Annotated in this window: 14 protein-coding genes; 4 read left to right on the top strand and 10 right to left on the bottom strand. The window is 57.3% G+C overall.

Annotated features, from left to right (window positions below; all coding sequences use genetic code 11):
• Nucleotides 1-23 precede the first annotated feature (23 nt).
• Nucleotides 24-350: a heat shock protein HspQ gene (hspQ, locus tag ACR0K5_RS21220; RefSeq protein ID WP_050604943.1), complete on the bottom strand. Its 327-nt coding sequence runs from the start codon at nt 348-350 to the stop codon at nt 24-26.
• A 79-nt stretch (nt 351-429) separates the two neighbouring features.
• On the opposite strand from hspQ, the gene ACR0K5_RS21215 reads away from it, so the two are divergent.
• Together ACR0K5_RS21215 and ACR0K5_RS21210 are read left to right on the top strand one after the other, a co-directional pair.
• Nucleotides 430-1311 (top strand): AEC family transporter, encoded by an 882-nt coding sequence (locus ACR0K5_RS21215; protein WP_480631537.1) that lies wholly within the window; start codon nt 430-432, stop codon nt 1309-1311.
• 61 nt (nt 1312-1372) lie between these two features.
• Nucleotides 1373-1954, top strand: a complete 582-nt coding sequence (locus ACR0K5_RS21210; protein WP_480631536.1) for a transglycosylase SLT domain-containing protein — start codon at nt 1373-1375, stop codon at nt 1952-1954.
• Nucleotides 1955-1969: 15 nt separating this feature from the next.
• Here the strand turns inward: ACR0K5_RS21210 and ACR0K5_RS21205 are convergent, their stop codons facing one another.
• The 4 genes from ACR0K5_RS21205 to ACR0K5_RS21190 all read right to left on the bottom strand — a co-directional run bounded on the left by ACR0K5_RS21205 (nt 1970) and on the right by ACR0K5_RS21190 (nt 8169).
• Nucleotides 1970-2566 (bottom strand): LolA family protein, encoded by a 597-nt coding sequence (locus ACR0K5_RS21205; RefSeq protein ID WP_480631535.1) that lies wholly within the window; start codon nt 2564-2566, stop codon nt 1970-1972.
• 39 nt (nt 2567-2605) lie between these two features.
• A complete protein-coding gene (locus tag ACR0K5_RS21200) occupies nt 2606-5536 on the bottom strand; it encodes a DNA translocase FtsK (protein WP_480631534.1) in 2931 nt (976 codons plus the stop codon).
• A gap of 14 nt (nt 5537-5550) precedes the next feature.
• Entirely contained in the window at nt 5551-6732 is a 1182-nt protein-coding gene (locus ACR0K5_RS21195) for an aminotransferase class I/II-fold pyridoxal phosphate-dependent enzyme (RefSeq protein WP_480631533.1), read from the bottom strand.
• Nucleotides 6733-6840: 108 nt separating this feature from the next.
• Nucleotides 6841-8169, bottom strand: a complete 1329-nt coding sequence (locus ACR0K5_RS21190) for an amidase (protein ID WP_480631532.1) — start codon at nt 8167-8169, stop codon at nt 6841-6843.
• 52 nt (nt 8170-8221) lie between these two features.
• Between ACR0K5_RS21190 and ACR0K5_RS21185 the strand changes: the two genes are divergently transcribed.
• Nucleotides 8222-9484: an FAD-dependent monooxygenase gene (locus tag ACR0K5_RS21185; RefSeq protein ID WP_480631531.1), complete on the top strand. Its 1263-nt coding sequence runs from the start codon at nt 8222-8224 to the stop codon at nt 9482-9484.
• Here the strand turns inward: ACR0K5_RS21185 and ACR0K5_RS21180 are convergent.
• From ACR0K5_RS21180 to ACR0K5_RS21165, 4 genes are all read right to left on the bottom strand, one after another.
• Entirely contained in the window at nt 9481-9666 is a 186-nt protein-coding gene (locus ACR0K5_RS21180) for a Trm112 family protein (protein ID WP_480631530.1), read from the bottom strand. The genes ACR0K5_RS21185 and ACR0K5_RS21180 overlap by 4 nt on opposite strands.
• Entirely contained in the window at nt 9663-10304 is a 642-nt protein-coding gene (locus ACR0K5_RS21175; RefSeq protein WP_480631529.1) for an LON peptidase substrate-binding domain-containing protein, read from the bottom strand. Before ACR0K5_RS21175 ends, ACR0K5_RS21180 begins: the two co-directional genes overlap by 4 nt.
• 27 nt (nt 10305-10331) lie before the next feature.
• Entirely contained in the window at nt 10332-11246 is a 915-nt protein-coding gene (trxA, locus tag ACR0K5_RS21170; protein WP_480631528.1) for a thioredoxin, read from the bottom strand.
• Between the two features lie 75 nt (nt 11247-11321).
• Nucleotides 11322-12110, bottom strand: a complete 789-nt coding sequence (locus tag ACR0K5_RS21165; RefSeq protein ID WP_480631527.1) for an exodeoxyribonuclease III — start codon at nt 12108-12110, stop codon at nt 11322-11324.
• A 243-nt stretch (nt 12111-12353) separates the two neighbouring features.
• Here ACR0K5_RS21165 and ACR0K5_RS21160 point away from each other — a divergent pair, with 243 nt between their 5' ends.
• Nucleotides 12354-13172 carry a DUF2189 domain-containing protein gene (locus tag ACR0K5_RS21160; protein WP_480631526.1) on the top strand — a complete coding sequence of 273 codons (819 nt, stop codon included), beginning with the start codon at nt 12354-12356 and terminating at the stop codon, nt 13170-13172.
• A 221-nt stretch (nt 13173-13393) separates the two neighbouring features.
• On the opposite strand, the gene ACR0K5_RS21155 is transcribed toward ACR0K5_RS21160, so the two are convergent.
• On the bottom strand, nt 13394-14080 hold the full coding sequence (locus ACR0K5_RS21155; protein WP_117872957.1) for a response regulator transcription factor: 687 nt from the start codon (nt 14078-14080) through the stop codon (nt 13394-13396).
• Nucleotides 14081-14156 lie beyond the last annotated feature (76 nt).

The following is a 14156-nucleotide window of genomic DNA, read 5'->3' as shown; positions in this document are numbered from 1 at the left end:
CTATGCCCGCCGGTTTGGCTCACCTAGTTCAGGTGGAAATGCAGGGGGTACGCACCGTCTTCGAACGGTCCGAACATATTGGGTATATCCGGATGCTCGACGGGTTCTCCGGAATAGTCGGCAACAAGATTTTGTTCTGAAACATAAGCAACATAGAAGGATTGGTCGTTCTCAGCCAACAGGTGGTAGAACGGTTGCTCTTTCCTTGGGCGGCTGTCTTCTGGAATGGCCTGATACCATTCTTCGGTATTTGAAAACTCAGGATCCACGTCAAAAATCACCCCTCGAAAAGGGTGTTTCTTATGACGGACCACCTGGCCTAAGCCGTATTTTGCACGTGTCTTCAGCATTGTTTCAGCCCCCATGGCTTTTTTACCCGTTTCCGGGCCGAAAAGCCAATCATTGATATGAATTTCAGGGAAACAGTCTGTGAACCTTATACTGACAGTATTCGAAATCGTGGCGCCGGTTTTTCTGCTGGCGGGCATTGGATTTACCTGGGTTAAGCTGGGGTTTGAATACCGTCTGCAATTCGTGACGCGTTTTGCAACGACTCTGGCAATGCCCAGCCTGATCTTTGTTGCCCTCATGCAAACCGAAATCCCGGGCGGAGATCTGTCGCGCTTTACAATGGCAACTCTGGTCGCAAATCTTCTGCTGGCAGTACTATTCTGGCTGATCGTTCGAGGCTTGAAACTGGACCAGCGAACGTATCTGTCACCTTTGATTTTCGGCAATACCGGCAATCTCGGCCTGCCGCTGTGTATCTTTGCCTTTGGTCAGATTGGCCTGGGGTATGCGGTCATCTTTCTTTCTGTAACCGCACTGTTTTCTTTCACCTATGGGATTTATCTGGTCGCCGGTAAAGGTGCATGGAGGCAGGTCCTGCGCCAACCAATGGCCTGGGCGACGATCCTTGGCGCAGTGTTTCTGTGGCAAGGGTGGCGGACACCGACATTTCTGACCAACACGCTGGAGCTTCTTGGGCAAATGGCTGTCCCGCTGATGTTGGTTACGGTGGGTGTGGCAATCGCCCGCCTGACGTCGCGCAGCCTGGGTCAGGCGCTCTGGTTGTCGGCATTGAAGCTGACAGTGTGCTTTGCGCTGGGTTGGGGGATCGGGGAATGGTTTGATCTGGATACGATCGCATTTGGCGTTCTGGTGCTGCAGATCTGCACGCCGGTTGCCGTGACCTCTTACTTGTTGGCAGAACGCTTTGGAGCCGATTCCGATGCGGTCGCCGGAATGGTCATGGTGTCCACCGTGCTTTCCGTAGCGGCGTTACCGGTTATTCTGGCTATTGTTTTATAGCGATTGTGATTTCCTCAGCGCTCAATCTGCGCTAGAATGCTCAAAAAAAGGCACGAGGCACATGAGCAGAATTCTATTCGTACTCCTAGGGGTGCTGCTTCTGGCATCCTGTGGGGGCGGTTCCAAGCAGCCGCCCAGCAGATTAAATGACGCGTGCAGTATTGCGCGTGAAAAGCCTGACTATATCAAGGCTTTCAAGAACACCGAACGCAAATGGGGCGTTCCCGTTCACGTTCAGATGGCCACCATCTATCAGGAAAGCCGCTATCGTCACGATGCACGTACGCCGCATCGGTATGTTCTGGGTGTCATCCCCATGGGTCGCCAAAGCAGCGCTTACGGATTCAGTCAGGCCCTGGATGGCACATGGGATCAATATCAGCGTGAAACGGGCAAGCGGCGGGCCAAACGGGATCGCATCCGCGACGCGTCGGACTTCATTGGCTGGTACATGAACAAAAGTTACGAACGCAACGGCATTCATCCGGCCGACACGCGCAACCAGTACTTAGCTTACCACGAAGGCCATACCGGGTACGCACGGGGTAGCTACAACAGCAAATCCTGGTTGCTGAATGTGGCCAGTGATGTGGACGCACGCGCCAAGCTTTATCAAGCGCAGCTGGCAAACTGCCGGTACTGAAAAACCCACGGCGGGTCAGCGATTGCCTGACCCGCTTCTTTTTCTGTTCGAGAACAGGCCCTGGTCAAGGCGACCGCCTTCGTTCAACGCGCCCAAAAGAACCGTGGTCTGGCTTCCGGCATTGTCGTGAATCACCCATTTGCGCAACTCGACCGGATCATCCGTAAACATCAATTCGATCCGGCCCGACTCAGGGTTCTTGGGGTCCTGCGCGGTGACCACGGTGGCGGTCCCGTCAAAACTGTGACCTACAACCATATTAGCTTGACTCAGGTTCACGTTGCGCGCGAGTACGAGGGAAAGTGGTGTGCGCTTCAGCGGGTATTGCTCGGGCGGTTGGTTTGATTTGGGATCAAATATCTGAACGGTGCCGGACCGCGCCAGTACAACGGCGCTGTTGGGCGGATCATATTCGAACCGCATTTTTCCCGGACGTTGTATCCACAATTTTCCGGTGCTCAGCGAGCCGTCATCATTTACCTGCGTGAAGGTCGTCTGAACTGTTTTCAATCCGTTCAGGTAATTGGAAATCTGCGAAAGCGGCAGCTTGTCCGCCGCCCAAGCGGCAGGTGCGGCCAGTGTCAAAGCAAGGGCAAAAGCAATCTGTTTCATGCCGTACAGATAGGTCTTCTGCCCTTGTTATTAAATATCCTATTGCTCGGGGACGAGGATTTCACGTTTCCCGACATGATTTGCCGCAGAAACAACACCTTCGTCCTCCATTTGCTCAACAAGCCGCGCAGCTTTGTTGTAGCCGATGGCGAGTTTCCGCTGGATATACGACGTCGAACACTTGCGATCCTTGATCACGATCGCCACGGCCTGATCGTACAAGGCGTCCTCTCCGTTGGTGTTGCCACCTGTGTTCAGGCCCAGAACGGCGTCGATATTGTCGGCCTTTTCCTCGGCCGGGCCATCGACCACGCCGCTCATGTAATCCGGCGGGCCAAACTGCTTCAGGTGGTTGACGATTTCCTCGACTTCCTCATCCGAAACGAAGGGTCCGTGGCAGCGGGTGATCTTTGCCCCGCCCGCCATATAGAGCATGTCACCCTGCCCCAGCAGCTGCTCGGCCCCCATTTCACCCAGAATGGTGCGGCTGTCTACTTTCGAGGTCACCTGGAACGAAATCCGCGTCGGGAAGTTCGCCTTGATCGTACCAGTGATCACGTCGACCGAGGGGCGCTGAGTGGCCATGATCAGGTGAATACCCGAGGCCCGTGCCATTTGCGCCAGACGTTGGATGCAGGCTTCGATCTCTTTACCTGCGACCATCATCAGATCAGCCATCTCATCGACGATCACGACGATATAGGGCATCGCTTCGGGCGCAAATTCCTCAGTTTCGAACGTCGGTTCGCCGGTTTCGTCGTCAAACCCGGTCTGCACCGTGCGGCTGAACATCTCGCCTTTGTCCAGCGCGTCTTTCACGCGGCCATTGTAGCCCGCGATGTTACGGACGCCCATTTTGGACATCTTGCGATAGCGATCCTCCATCTCGCCCACGACCCATTTCAGGGCCACAACCGCCTTTTTCGGATCGGTTACAACAGGCGAAAGCAGATGCGGGATGCCGTCATAGACGGACAGTTCCAGCATCTTCGGGTCGATCATGATCAAACGGCATTCATCCGGGGTCAGCTTGTACAGCAGTGACAGGATCATCGTATTAATCGCCACCGACTTACCTGACCCGGTGGTACCCGCGATCAGCAGGTGAGGCATCTTTGCGAGGTTCGCCACAACGGATTCGCCGCCGATATCCTTGCCAAGCGCTAACGGCAACGCGTGGTTGCCATCCCCAAAGTCCCGGCTGGCGAGGATTTCGCGCAGAACGACCATTTCCCTGTTTTCATTGGGCAATTCAATGCCGATCACCGAACGCCCCGGCAGGGTCGAAACACGGGCTGAAAGCGCCGACATCGATCGGGCAATATCGTCGGCCAGGCCGATCACGCGGCTGGCCTTCAAGCCCGGAGCCGGTTCCAGTTCGTACATGGTAACTACCGGGCCGGGGCGGACGCTGACGATCTCACCCTTGACGCCGTAATCGTCCAGAACGTTTTCCAGCATCCGCGCGTTTTCCTCCAACGCTTCATCGCTCAGATGGTGGCGCTGAATGGCGGACGGGTTGGACAGCAACCCCAGCGGCGGCAATTCGAAGTCAGAATGCCGTTCTTCAAAGGACAATGCCGGCTGCGCTTCGGCTTGTGCGCGGCGTGAAGGTTGCGGCGTGCGGCGCACCGGTTGCGCGACCACGGGCTTTCGCGGTTCGGCCACTGGGATTTTCATCGCCGGGCGTGGTTGAGGTGCGGGCTCTTCAACATCTTCGAAGACCAGGTCGTCCTCGACTTCCGACTCAGACGCATAATGATCCCGTATCGGTTCCGGCGCATATTCCGTTGGCCTCGAATCTTGCCACTCTGTAGCGACATCCGCTGAAACCGGAGCCGGAGGCTCGGGCGGCAGGCCCGCAGCTGTCACCGGCGGCTCCATCGGCAGACCATCCGGCTGGCTTGTATTCAGGATCAGCGGACCGGGGCGGCGGCCACGGCCTTTGGTCAGCGGCAGGTTCGGATCCGGTTCGGGCGTCACCTCACCTGTGGCCACTTTACGGTTGCGCACGGCGGCCGAAATTTTCGACCGGATACGATCTTCGCCCGGCATTTCGTCGAAACCCGCGATCGGTTCGGGATCGACCAGCTCAGGTTCGGGCATAGGGTCAGGGCGGCGGATAAGCGACGGCATGCGCGACAGCAGGCCGCCTTTTACAGCAGGTTCCGGGCTTTCCAGCTCGGGCTCTTCAAAGATTGGATCGGCAAAAGCCAGATCGTCTTCAAACACGGCCTCAGCCGCCTCGGTACGCGCAAGTTTGCGTTCTTCCCACTGCGTTCGGCGATCTCGCGCAGCCTGCGCAGCCGAGGCCGCACCACGCCCCATCAGGGTCATCAGCATGTCGTATGACATCACAAGCCCCAGCAAGAAGGCTCGGAAGCCTTGCTTCACGTCAGCTTTGGTAAAGCCCAGCACAAAAATGCCCAGCGCAATCATCCCGACCGCCATAGCCAGAGACATCAGTTTCACCAGAAAATGTGATGAAATCGGCAACAACGTCAGCAAAGCGCCCATGACCGTATCGCCAAACAAACCACCCAGACCATAGCTGTGGGTTGCACGCCAGTCAGCATCAGGAACAAGGGTCGCTGCATAAACCGAGACGACGGCAATCCAGATCGGAGCAAAGATCAACCGCGCAATTGCCCGATCTTCCCCGAAATGACCGGCAAACCGAATACCCCAGCCGATCAAGACTAGCGCGATGCCCCAGCTTCCCCAACCGACGATCATGAACAAGGGTGCAGCAATCGAGGCTCCAATCCGCCCCATCCAGTTCTGTACCGGCGCGTCGGTTGACACCATCCAGTTCGGATCGTCGGGCGTGTAGGACCAGATCATCGCGGCGGCGGCCAAACCCAGCAGGATCAGGGCAATACCGATCAGTTCCTTACTGCGTCGTTCCAAAGCGGCCTGTGTTGTGCTGTCCAGCAATGGATCGCGGTTGCGCGCGTTATATGATGCCATTTTGCCCTCGTACCTCACGAATAGATGCTGTCGCGGAGTGTGATCAGACCACGCTGCAACTCTTTTTTTGGGGCCACCAATGCAGCCCGGATAAAGCCTTCGCCCGGGTTATTCCCCGGATCACCTTGTGAAAGATATGCGCCCGGCAGGACCCGAACCCCGGTATCCTTCCAGACCTTCAATGCGGTGTCTTCGCCATTCTCGACTGGCAGCCACAGAAAGAACCCAGCCTCTGGCGACATGTAACCCTGCACGCCCGCGAATACCTCATCCGCGATCGCATATTTTTCCTGATACAGCGCGCGGTTTTCGCGGACATGCTCTTCATCTGCCCAAACCCTGGTTGCGGCAGCCTGCAAGGGCAGCGGCAAGGGGGAGCCGGCATAGGTTCGCAATTGCTTGACCTGTTTGATCGTCTCAGGCCCACCCGCGATTAGGCCCGAACGTAAACCGGCCAGATTCGAACGCTTGGACAGCGAGTTGAACAGCGTGATCCGCTCAGGGTCTGCACCCAACTCTTGCGCGACGGTCAGAATACCTGTCGGGGCCTTGTCACGGTAAATCTCCGAATAGCATTCATCCGCGAAAATGCGGAAATCGTACTGCTCGGCCAGACGGATCAGTTCGGCCCAGTAATCACGCGAGGCAACAGCCCCCTGCGGGTTTGCAGGCGAACAGATATAGGCCACGGCGGTGCGGTTCAGCACATCCGCAGGCAGGCCGGTATAATCCGGCAAATGGCCCGTCGCGGCAGTGGCGGGCACAAAATAGGGCTGCGCACCGACCGAAAGCGAGGCGACCATGTAAACCTGATAAAACGGATTCGGGCACAGGATGATCGGCTGCTTGCCGTTCTTCTGTTCCGGACACAGCGCCATGGCGGCGTTGTACAACCCTTCACGGGTGCCGTTTAGCGCCATAACATTGGCATCTGGGTCCATCTGAACCCCGTAACGCCGGTGAATCCAGCCAGTGATTGCACCGCGCAGTTCGTCCGAGCCTTCATTCGGAGGATATCCCTGAAACCCGGCGGCGTTTTCCATGATGACACCTGTCACCCAAGCTGGAAAGTCATGCGTGGGTGCGCCAATGGTCATGTGAACGACGTCACCGCCCGGCTGATGGTGATCCAACAGGGCGCGCAGACGCGGGAATGCATAAGCCGGTAGGTTCGAAAACCGCTCGGGGAAATCCATAATACTGCCTCAATATCGGGGTCATTTGCGCCCCGTTTTTTTGGCAGATTACAGCCCGAGCACCTCTTCGTCCAGACAAAGAGGTTCCGAATCAGGGGATTGTGGCATTCAGGCCAGCACCGATTCTGCGACAGAACCCAGCCGCAAAAGCGCTTCTTCCGAGCCAGGGTAGCCGAGCATCATCAATCCGCAACTGGGGGTTCCGGTGGGCAGGCTCAGCGCCGCGAGCCCCATCAGATTGCCGATCCTTGTGTTGCGCAGGGCCAGCAGATTCTCGGTCACGTAATAGTCATGATCGCTCATCAAACGTTCCAGATTGGGCGGCAGAATCGGGGCTGTGGGTGCCAGAACCGCATCAAACCCGGCGGTTGCTGCGTCCCACGCGGTGCGGCAAGCCTTGAGCTTGGACCAAGCGGCCACATAGTCAGGGCCGGAAAACTCCATTCCGATGCGGAAACGTTCAAGAATCTCTGGATACATCGCCTCGGGGTTGGCCTCGATCACATCGCGCCACAGCCCATAGGCCTCGGTTGTGTATACGATGCTGGTCAGGGTCATGGCCTCATTCAGCTCGGGCACTTCCAAAGGCACGATCTCGGCCCCCGCATCCGCTAGTTTCGCAACGGCTTCGTCGTACGCTTTGCGCGGCGTGTCCCGCAGATCGTCCTTGGCAATGTTTTGCAAATCAGCAAAGCGACGTCCTTGCAGCGAAGCGCCGCGCAGATCAGCAGGCGTTCCGCCCTCGAGCAAAGCCAGCATATGTGCTGCGTCCTCGACGGACCGCGCCAGAGGCCCGACTGTATCGAATCGTAGGCAGAGCGGCACCACCCCCTCCAGGCTCAGCCGCCCGGCAGTGGTTTTCAGCCCCACCAGATCGTTCCATGCCGCCGGGATACGCACCGACCCGCCTGTATCCGACCCAATCCCGCAAGCGGCGAGACCCCAAGCAACCGAAGCCCCGGCCCCCGACGACGATCCGCCCGGTACCGCAGCTTCGTTGTGAATGCAGGGCGGGGTTTCGGTGATCGGGTTCAGCCCAAGGCCGGAAAAAGCCAGCTCACTCATGTGCGTCTTGCCCAGACAGACCGTTCCCATCTGGGTCGCATTGCGCAAAACAAGCGCATCCGCGTCCGGCACACGGTCCTTCAGCAAGGCCGAACCGGCTTCGGTTACAGATCCGGCAGTGTCGAACAGGTCTTTCCAACTGATCGGAACGCCGTCCAGCAAAGACCGACGCAGACCCAGTTTCGCGCGCTGCTGTGCAGCTTCAGCCTCAGACCGGGCGCGGTCATGGGTGACACGGGCATAGATGCGGTCGCGATGTGGATGGGCGTCAATAGCGGACAGGTAGGTTTCCGTCAGTTCGACCGGATCAATCTGACCCATCCCAATGCCACGGCCCAAATCACACGCGGTCATGGTCAACCAGTCCTGCATCTCACCCCTCCTGATTTTTTGGCTTTGGGTGACGGTAGCGACAGGACTGCACATGGACAATCCCGAAAGGGCGCGCATATTGCAGGGCATGACACAGGCATCTGACATTCTGATCGTGGGTGGCGGGCTGAACGGCCCTGCTTTGGCGCTGGCACTGGCACAAACCGGTCATACGGTCACGGTTATCGATGCGTTGGCTGAAAAGATGCGTAAAAACGCGGCATTCGACGGACGCGCGTATGCCCTGGCCTTAGCGTCACAGCGGTTGCTGGCTGCTATCGGTGTCTGGGGCCGCGTCGCCGAACATGCCCAGCCAATGCTGGAAATCAAGGTCACCGACGGTCATGCGGGCGCAGGACCATCACCATTTTTCATGCATTTCGACCATGCCGAGATCGAAGAAGGCCCCATGGGCTATATGATCGAGGATCGCCACCTGCGCCGCGCCTTTCTGGATGCTATGGCAGAGGAGCCCCGCATCACCCAAATAAGCGGTAAGACGGTCGTGTCACAAATGGCTGAAGCGACCGAAGTGACCCTGACGCTGGACAACGGTACAACCGTGCAAGGCGGGCTGCTGGTCGGGTGTGACGGTCGCCGCAGTGGCACTGCGTCACGGGCGGGCATCAAACGCACCGGATGGGATTATGGCCAAACAGCACTTGTCTGCGCCATCGAACACGAGCTGCCACATAGTGGCATTGCGCATCAGTTCTTTATGCCGCCCGGTCCGTTGGCAATCCTGCCGCTGACCGGCAATCGCAGTTCCATCGTCTGGAGCGAGCGCACCGAAGCTGCGCATCAAATCAACGCTCTGCCCGAGGAAGAATATCTGCAAGTACTGCGCCCGCGATTCGGCGATTTCCTTGGCGAAATCAATCTGGCAGGTGACCGTTTCACTTATCCGCTGAACCTGACCATCGCCAATTCCTTTATCAGCGACCGTATGGCTCTGGTTGGGGATGCCGCTCATGGGATGCACCCTATTGCCGGCCAGGGCCTGAATGCTGGCCTGCGCGATGTCGGTGCTCTGGCCGAGGTTCTGACTTTGGCGGGACGGCGCGGCGAAGACATAGGATCGCTTTTGGTGCTGGCGCGCTATCAGGAATGGCGGCGCTTTGACACCGCCTCGCTTGCGATGGCGACAGATGTCTTCAACAAGCTGTTTTCCAACGACAATCCGCTGCTTCGTCTCGGACGTGACATCGGCATGGGAATTGTCGGCTCTATGCCCGGGCTACGGCGCGGTTTCGTTCGCGAAGCTGCGGGGTTGACCGGAGATCTGCCCAAGCTGTTGCAAGGGCGGCCGATTTAATCCAATTGCCGCGCCTCGTCGACAAGCATGACCGGAATGCCGTTACGGATCGGAAAAGCCAGACCCGCCGCTTTGGACACAAGCTCTTGCTTTTCGGCGTCATAATTCAAGGTCGTATGTGTCTGCGGGCAGATCAGCGCCTCAAGCATGTGACGATCAAAAACGTGTTCAGGGTTGGTCATTGCAGTTTTTCCTCACTCGATCCGCCGCGCATGGCGAATTCAATCAGCGTTACCAACGTCTCGCGCCGGGTGCGCAGGCAGGGGGCCTCAAGCAGGGCCTGTTTATCTTCGGGGTCAAAATCCAGAAGCATCGACAGAGAATTCACCAAAAGCTCATCCTCGGCGTCTTTGAGTGAATCCCAATCGGTGGACAACTGACGGGACGAAAAGAAACGTTCCAGCAGGGTCAGGAATTTCGTGCGGTCGAACCCGTTGTCTTTTTCGGCCTTGCCAAGGTCACGGTCGAACCCGTCCCACGACACAGCGCAACGCCGGTAAGGTGTGAACGCGTCCTGTTCCGAAAGCACCCTGAACCGGGATACGCCGGTCAGTGTGATCAGATACCGACCATCTTCTGTTTCAGAAAACTGCGTCACACGACCTGCACAACCGATCCGATGCAGCTTATCTTCATCGCTGATCGAAGGGTTCGGCTGAACCATCGCGATCAACCGTTCCTTGGTTTTCAGCGCATCATCCAGCATCTGCAAATAGCGCGGCTCGAATATATGCAGCGGCAAGCGCGAGCGGGGCAACAGCAGCGCCCCGGGCAATGGAAAAACGGATACCGTATCCGGCAGGTCGGCGGGATGCATCATGTACCCAATTCTAGCTCTGATCTGAGATTAGGCAAATATCATCGAGCTGAGTTTGCGACGGCCGTTCAGAACAATCGGGTCATTGGCTTTGAGCGCATCGAAGATGGTAAAAAGCTGAGACTTGGCCGCGCCCTCATTCCACTCACGATCCCGGCGGAACAGGTCCAGTAATTGCGCCACGGCTTCTTCCACGTCGCCATTCGCGTGCAACGCCTGCGCCAGATCAAACCGGGCCTGATGGTTATCTGGATCGGCTTCGACAGCTGCCGTCAGCTCGGCAACGGGACCTGCATCAGCTGCCTGCCTGGCGAGTTCCAGCTGCGCGTGTGCAGCCTCCAGTTCGGCAGATGTGGAAATCTCGGCCGGAGCGCCGTTCAGGATCGCCTCAGCCTGCTCTAGATCCCCGGTGGCGATATGCGCCCGTACCAACCCGCCATAGGCTGCCGCGTGGTTTGGATCTTCGCCCAGAATGGCGGCAAAAGTCTGCGCCGCGTCCGCAGCGGCGCCTTCGGTCATCATTTCTTCGGCGGCTTGCACTGCATCATCCAGCTGACCGCCCGGGCTTTCACCGCCTGCGGCTTCGATCACACGGTCCACAAACGCCTTGATCTCGGACCCCGGCAGCGCACCCTGAAACCCATCAACCGGCTGGCCCTTGAAAAAGGCATAGACGGTCGGGATCGACTGGATGCGCATTTGCGCAGCGATTGCCTGCGCCTCATCCACATTGATCTTGACCATCTTCACTGCGCCTTTCGCGGCTGTCACAGCCTCTTCCAGCATCGGGCCGAGGGTCTTGCACGGGCCACACCAAGGTGCCCAGAAATCGACGATCACAGGCGTTTCCTGCGAGGCTTCGACCACATCGGCCATGAAAGTGGCCTCGGTCCCGTCTTTGATCAGATCGGTGGCTGGGGCGTCTGCGCCGTTCAGAAGGTCCATGGCAATCACTCTCTCGTTCGAACTTGCGCCCTATATGCAATTGCTTGCGGCAGAAACCAAGGGCTGAGTTTCACCTCAGACATCAAACGTGGCAAAGACCGGAGCGTGATCACTGGGCTTTTCCCACCCACGGGCATCCCGCAGGATACGGCTGGAATGTCCCGCGTTCGAGATATCGGGCGTGGCCCAGACATGGTCCAATCGCCGCCCCTTGTCCGCCGCGTCCCAATCGCGCGCCCGATACGACCACCAGCTGTACAACTGACCCTCTGGAATGTCTTGCCTGGTGATATCGACCCAGCCGCCTGCATCCTGTGTTTCGGCTAAATGCTCAACTTCGATCGGTGTGTGGGAAACAACCTTGAGCAGCTGCTTGTGCGACCAGACATCATCTTCGCGCGGAGCGATATTCAGGTCGCCGACCAGTATGGATTTCTCGGGCTTTTCCGCGCGGAACCAATCGCGCATATCAGTCAGGTAGTCGAGCTTCTGCCCGAACTTCTCGTTCTTCTCGCGATCCGGCACGTCACCGCCTGCCGGGACGTAGAAGTTGTGGATCGTGACGCCATTTCCCAACCGTCCTGCGATATGGCGCGCATGGCCAAGGCCGGCGAAATCCTTGTCGCCCACCTCTTCCAACGGCAAGCGCGACAGGATGGCGACGCCGTTGTAACCCTTCTGCCCCCGCGCGATCATGTGGGTGTAACCCAGTTCGGCAAATCCTTCGGTAGGGATCTTCTCAACGGGTGATTTACACTCTTGCAGGCACAATACATCAGGGGCTTCTTCCTGCAGCAGTTTCAGCACGATGGGCTCACGCAGGCGAACTGAATTGATGTTCCATGTGGCAAGGGTAAAGGGCATGTCGGGGATTCCTTTGTCGCGATTTGCGCAGGTTAGCTTGGCACAACACCAGTTGCCACGAGAAAAAACCGATTGGATGCTGGGGCTACGCTTCGGCAGGTCAGCGAACTTCGCCGTCATGCTTCCCCTTGCCCTGACACTTTGGCTGATGCAAACTTGTTTGCGAATGAGGAATGTCTGTTTCACTGCTGGGTCTGTTCGCGAACAGACCGGCCCGGCACCATGCTTTGGGAGGAGTGTGTCATGACATCCGAGACCGCAGGCTCCACGCCACCGGACAACCTGACGCCGCAGCATCAGGCCATGCCCAACGTCAATAGGGTCACTGCAGATGATATCACCGCGTCGCTGAAGGCCGGGTTTTCCGACTTTCTGGCTCGCCCTTTCATGAGCGGCTTCTTCGGCCTGTTCTATGCAGTATTTGGTATTCTGCTGGTTTGGGCCCTGTTCTGGCTCGGCCAGATCTGGATGATCATTCCCGCCATCGTAGGCTTTCCGCTGGTCGCACCTTTCGCCGCCGCAGGGCTTTACGAAATGTCGCGCCGACTGCAGAAAGGCGAAAGCTTTGGCTGGTCTGAAATCCTCACCGTTATGGCCAATCAACGTAAACGCGAAATGGGCTGGATGGCCTTTGTCACTTTATTCATTTTCTGGGTGTGGATTTACCAGGTTCGGCTTTGGCTGGCGATCACCCTGCAGAATGCTTCTTTCTCTGACTTCGACGGGTTTTTGAACACCGTTTTCTTCACGTCGCAGGGTTGGATCTTCCTTGCCATAGGAACTTGTGTAGGCGCATTCCTGTCGGCCGTACTGTTTTCGGTGACCGTCGTCGCCATGCCTTTACTCCTCGACCGAGAGACCAACTTCATTTCCGCCATGTTAACATCCCTGCGCGTCGTATCGGAAAGCCCGGTGGTCATGCTCAGTTGGGCGGCGATCATCTCGGTTACCATGCTTTTGTCTCTGGTTCCGGCGTTTTTAGGCCTGGTGTTCACTCTGCCGATCCTTGGCCACACCACGTGGCACCTTTATCAGCGGGCCGTGGAACCAGTGGAAAGATAACCCGCCGCAGAGTTCAGTGTGCCATCATTGGCCGAAATTCGTTAAAGCTGCTTTCCGCTCGATATGGAAGCCTCACACTGGCAACCCACAAAAAAAAGCCGGGCCATTCGGCCCGGCAGTCCAACAGGGAGGTACATGTCATAACCCGGACATGCACGGGTTGGGAGTAACCTAATTATGAGTACAGAGTATCACTTTGATCCACATCAATCCACAACCAGTTAAGACACGAGCCTATATCCACCCGATTCTGTGACCAAAAGGCGCGCATTGGACGGATCGGGCTCGATCTTCTGGCGCAGACGGTAGATGTGGGTTTCTAAAGTATGCGTGGTGACACCGGCATTATATCCCCAAACCTCGTGCAGCAGCACATCCCGTGCAACAACGCCATCGGTCGAGCGGTACAGGAACTTGAGGATATTGGTTTCCTTCTCGGTCAGGCGGATTTTGCGATCTTCTTCCGTGATCAGCATCTTCATCGCCGGCTTAAATGTATAGGGACCAAGAACAAATACAGCGTCTTCGGACTGCTCGTGCTGGCGCAATTGCGCGCGGATACGGGCCAGCAGCACCGGAAATTTGAAAGGTTTGGAGACGTAATCATTCGCACCGGCATCCAGGCCCAGGATCGTATCGGCATCACTGTCATGACCGGTCAGCATCAGGATTGGGCTTTTGACGCCCTGTTTGCGCATCAGGCGGCACAGTTCGCGCCCATCGGTATCCGGCAGACCAACGTCAAGAATAACCAGGTCATAGATCGCTTCACGTGCGCGCTCCATTGCGGACTGACCATCTGACGCTTCGAAAACGTCAAAATCCTCGGTCATTACAAGTTGCTCACTGAGCGCCTCGCGCAGATCCTCGTCATCATCCACTAACAGGATTTTCTTGAGTTGAGCCATATCACGGTCCTCCAAACGCTTTTCCATCACTTGCGCGTGGAATATGCAATCAACAAGATTTGCTGCAACGGTTTCA

This window comes from Ruegeria sp. AB9 (genome assembly GCF_056542585.1).
This window is presented reverse-complemented; position numbering and strand designations above follow the sequence as displayed.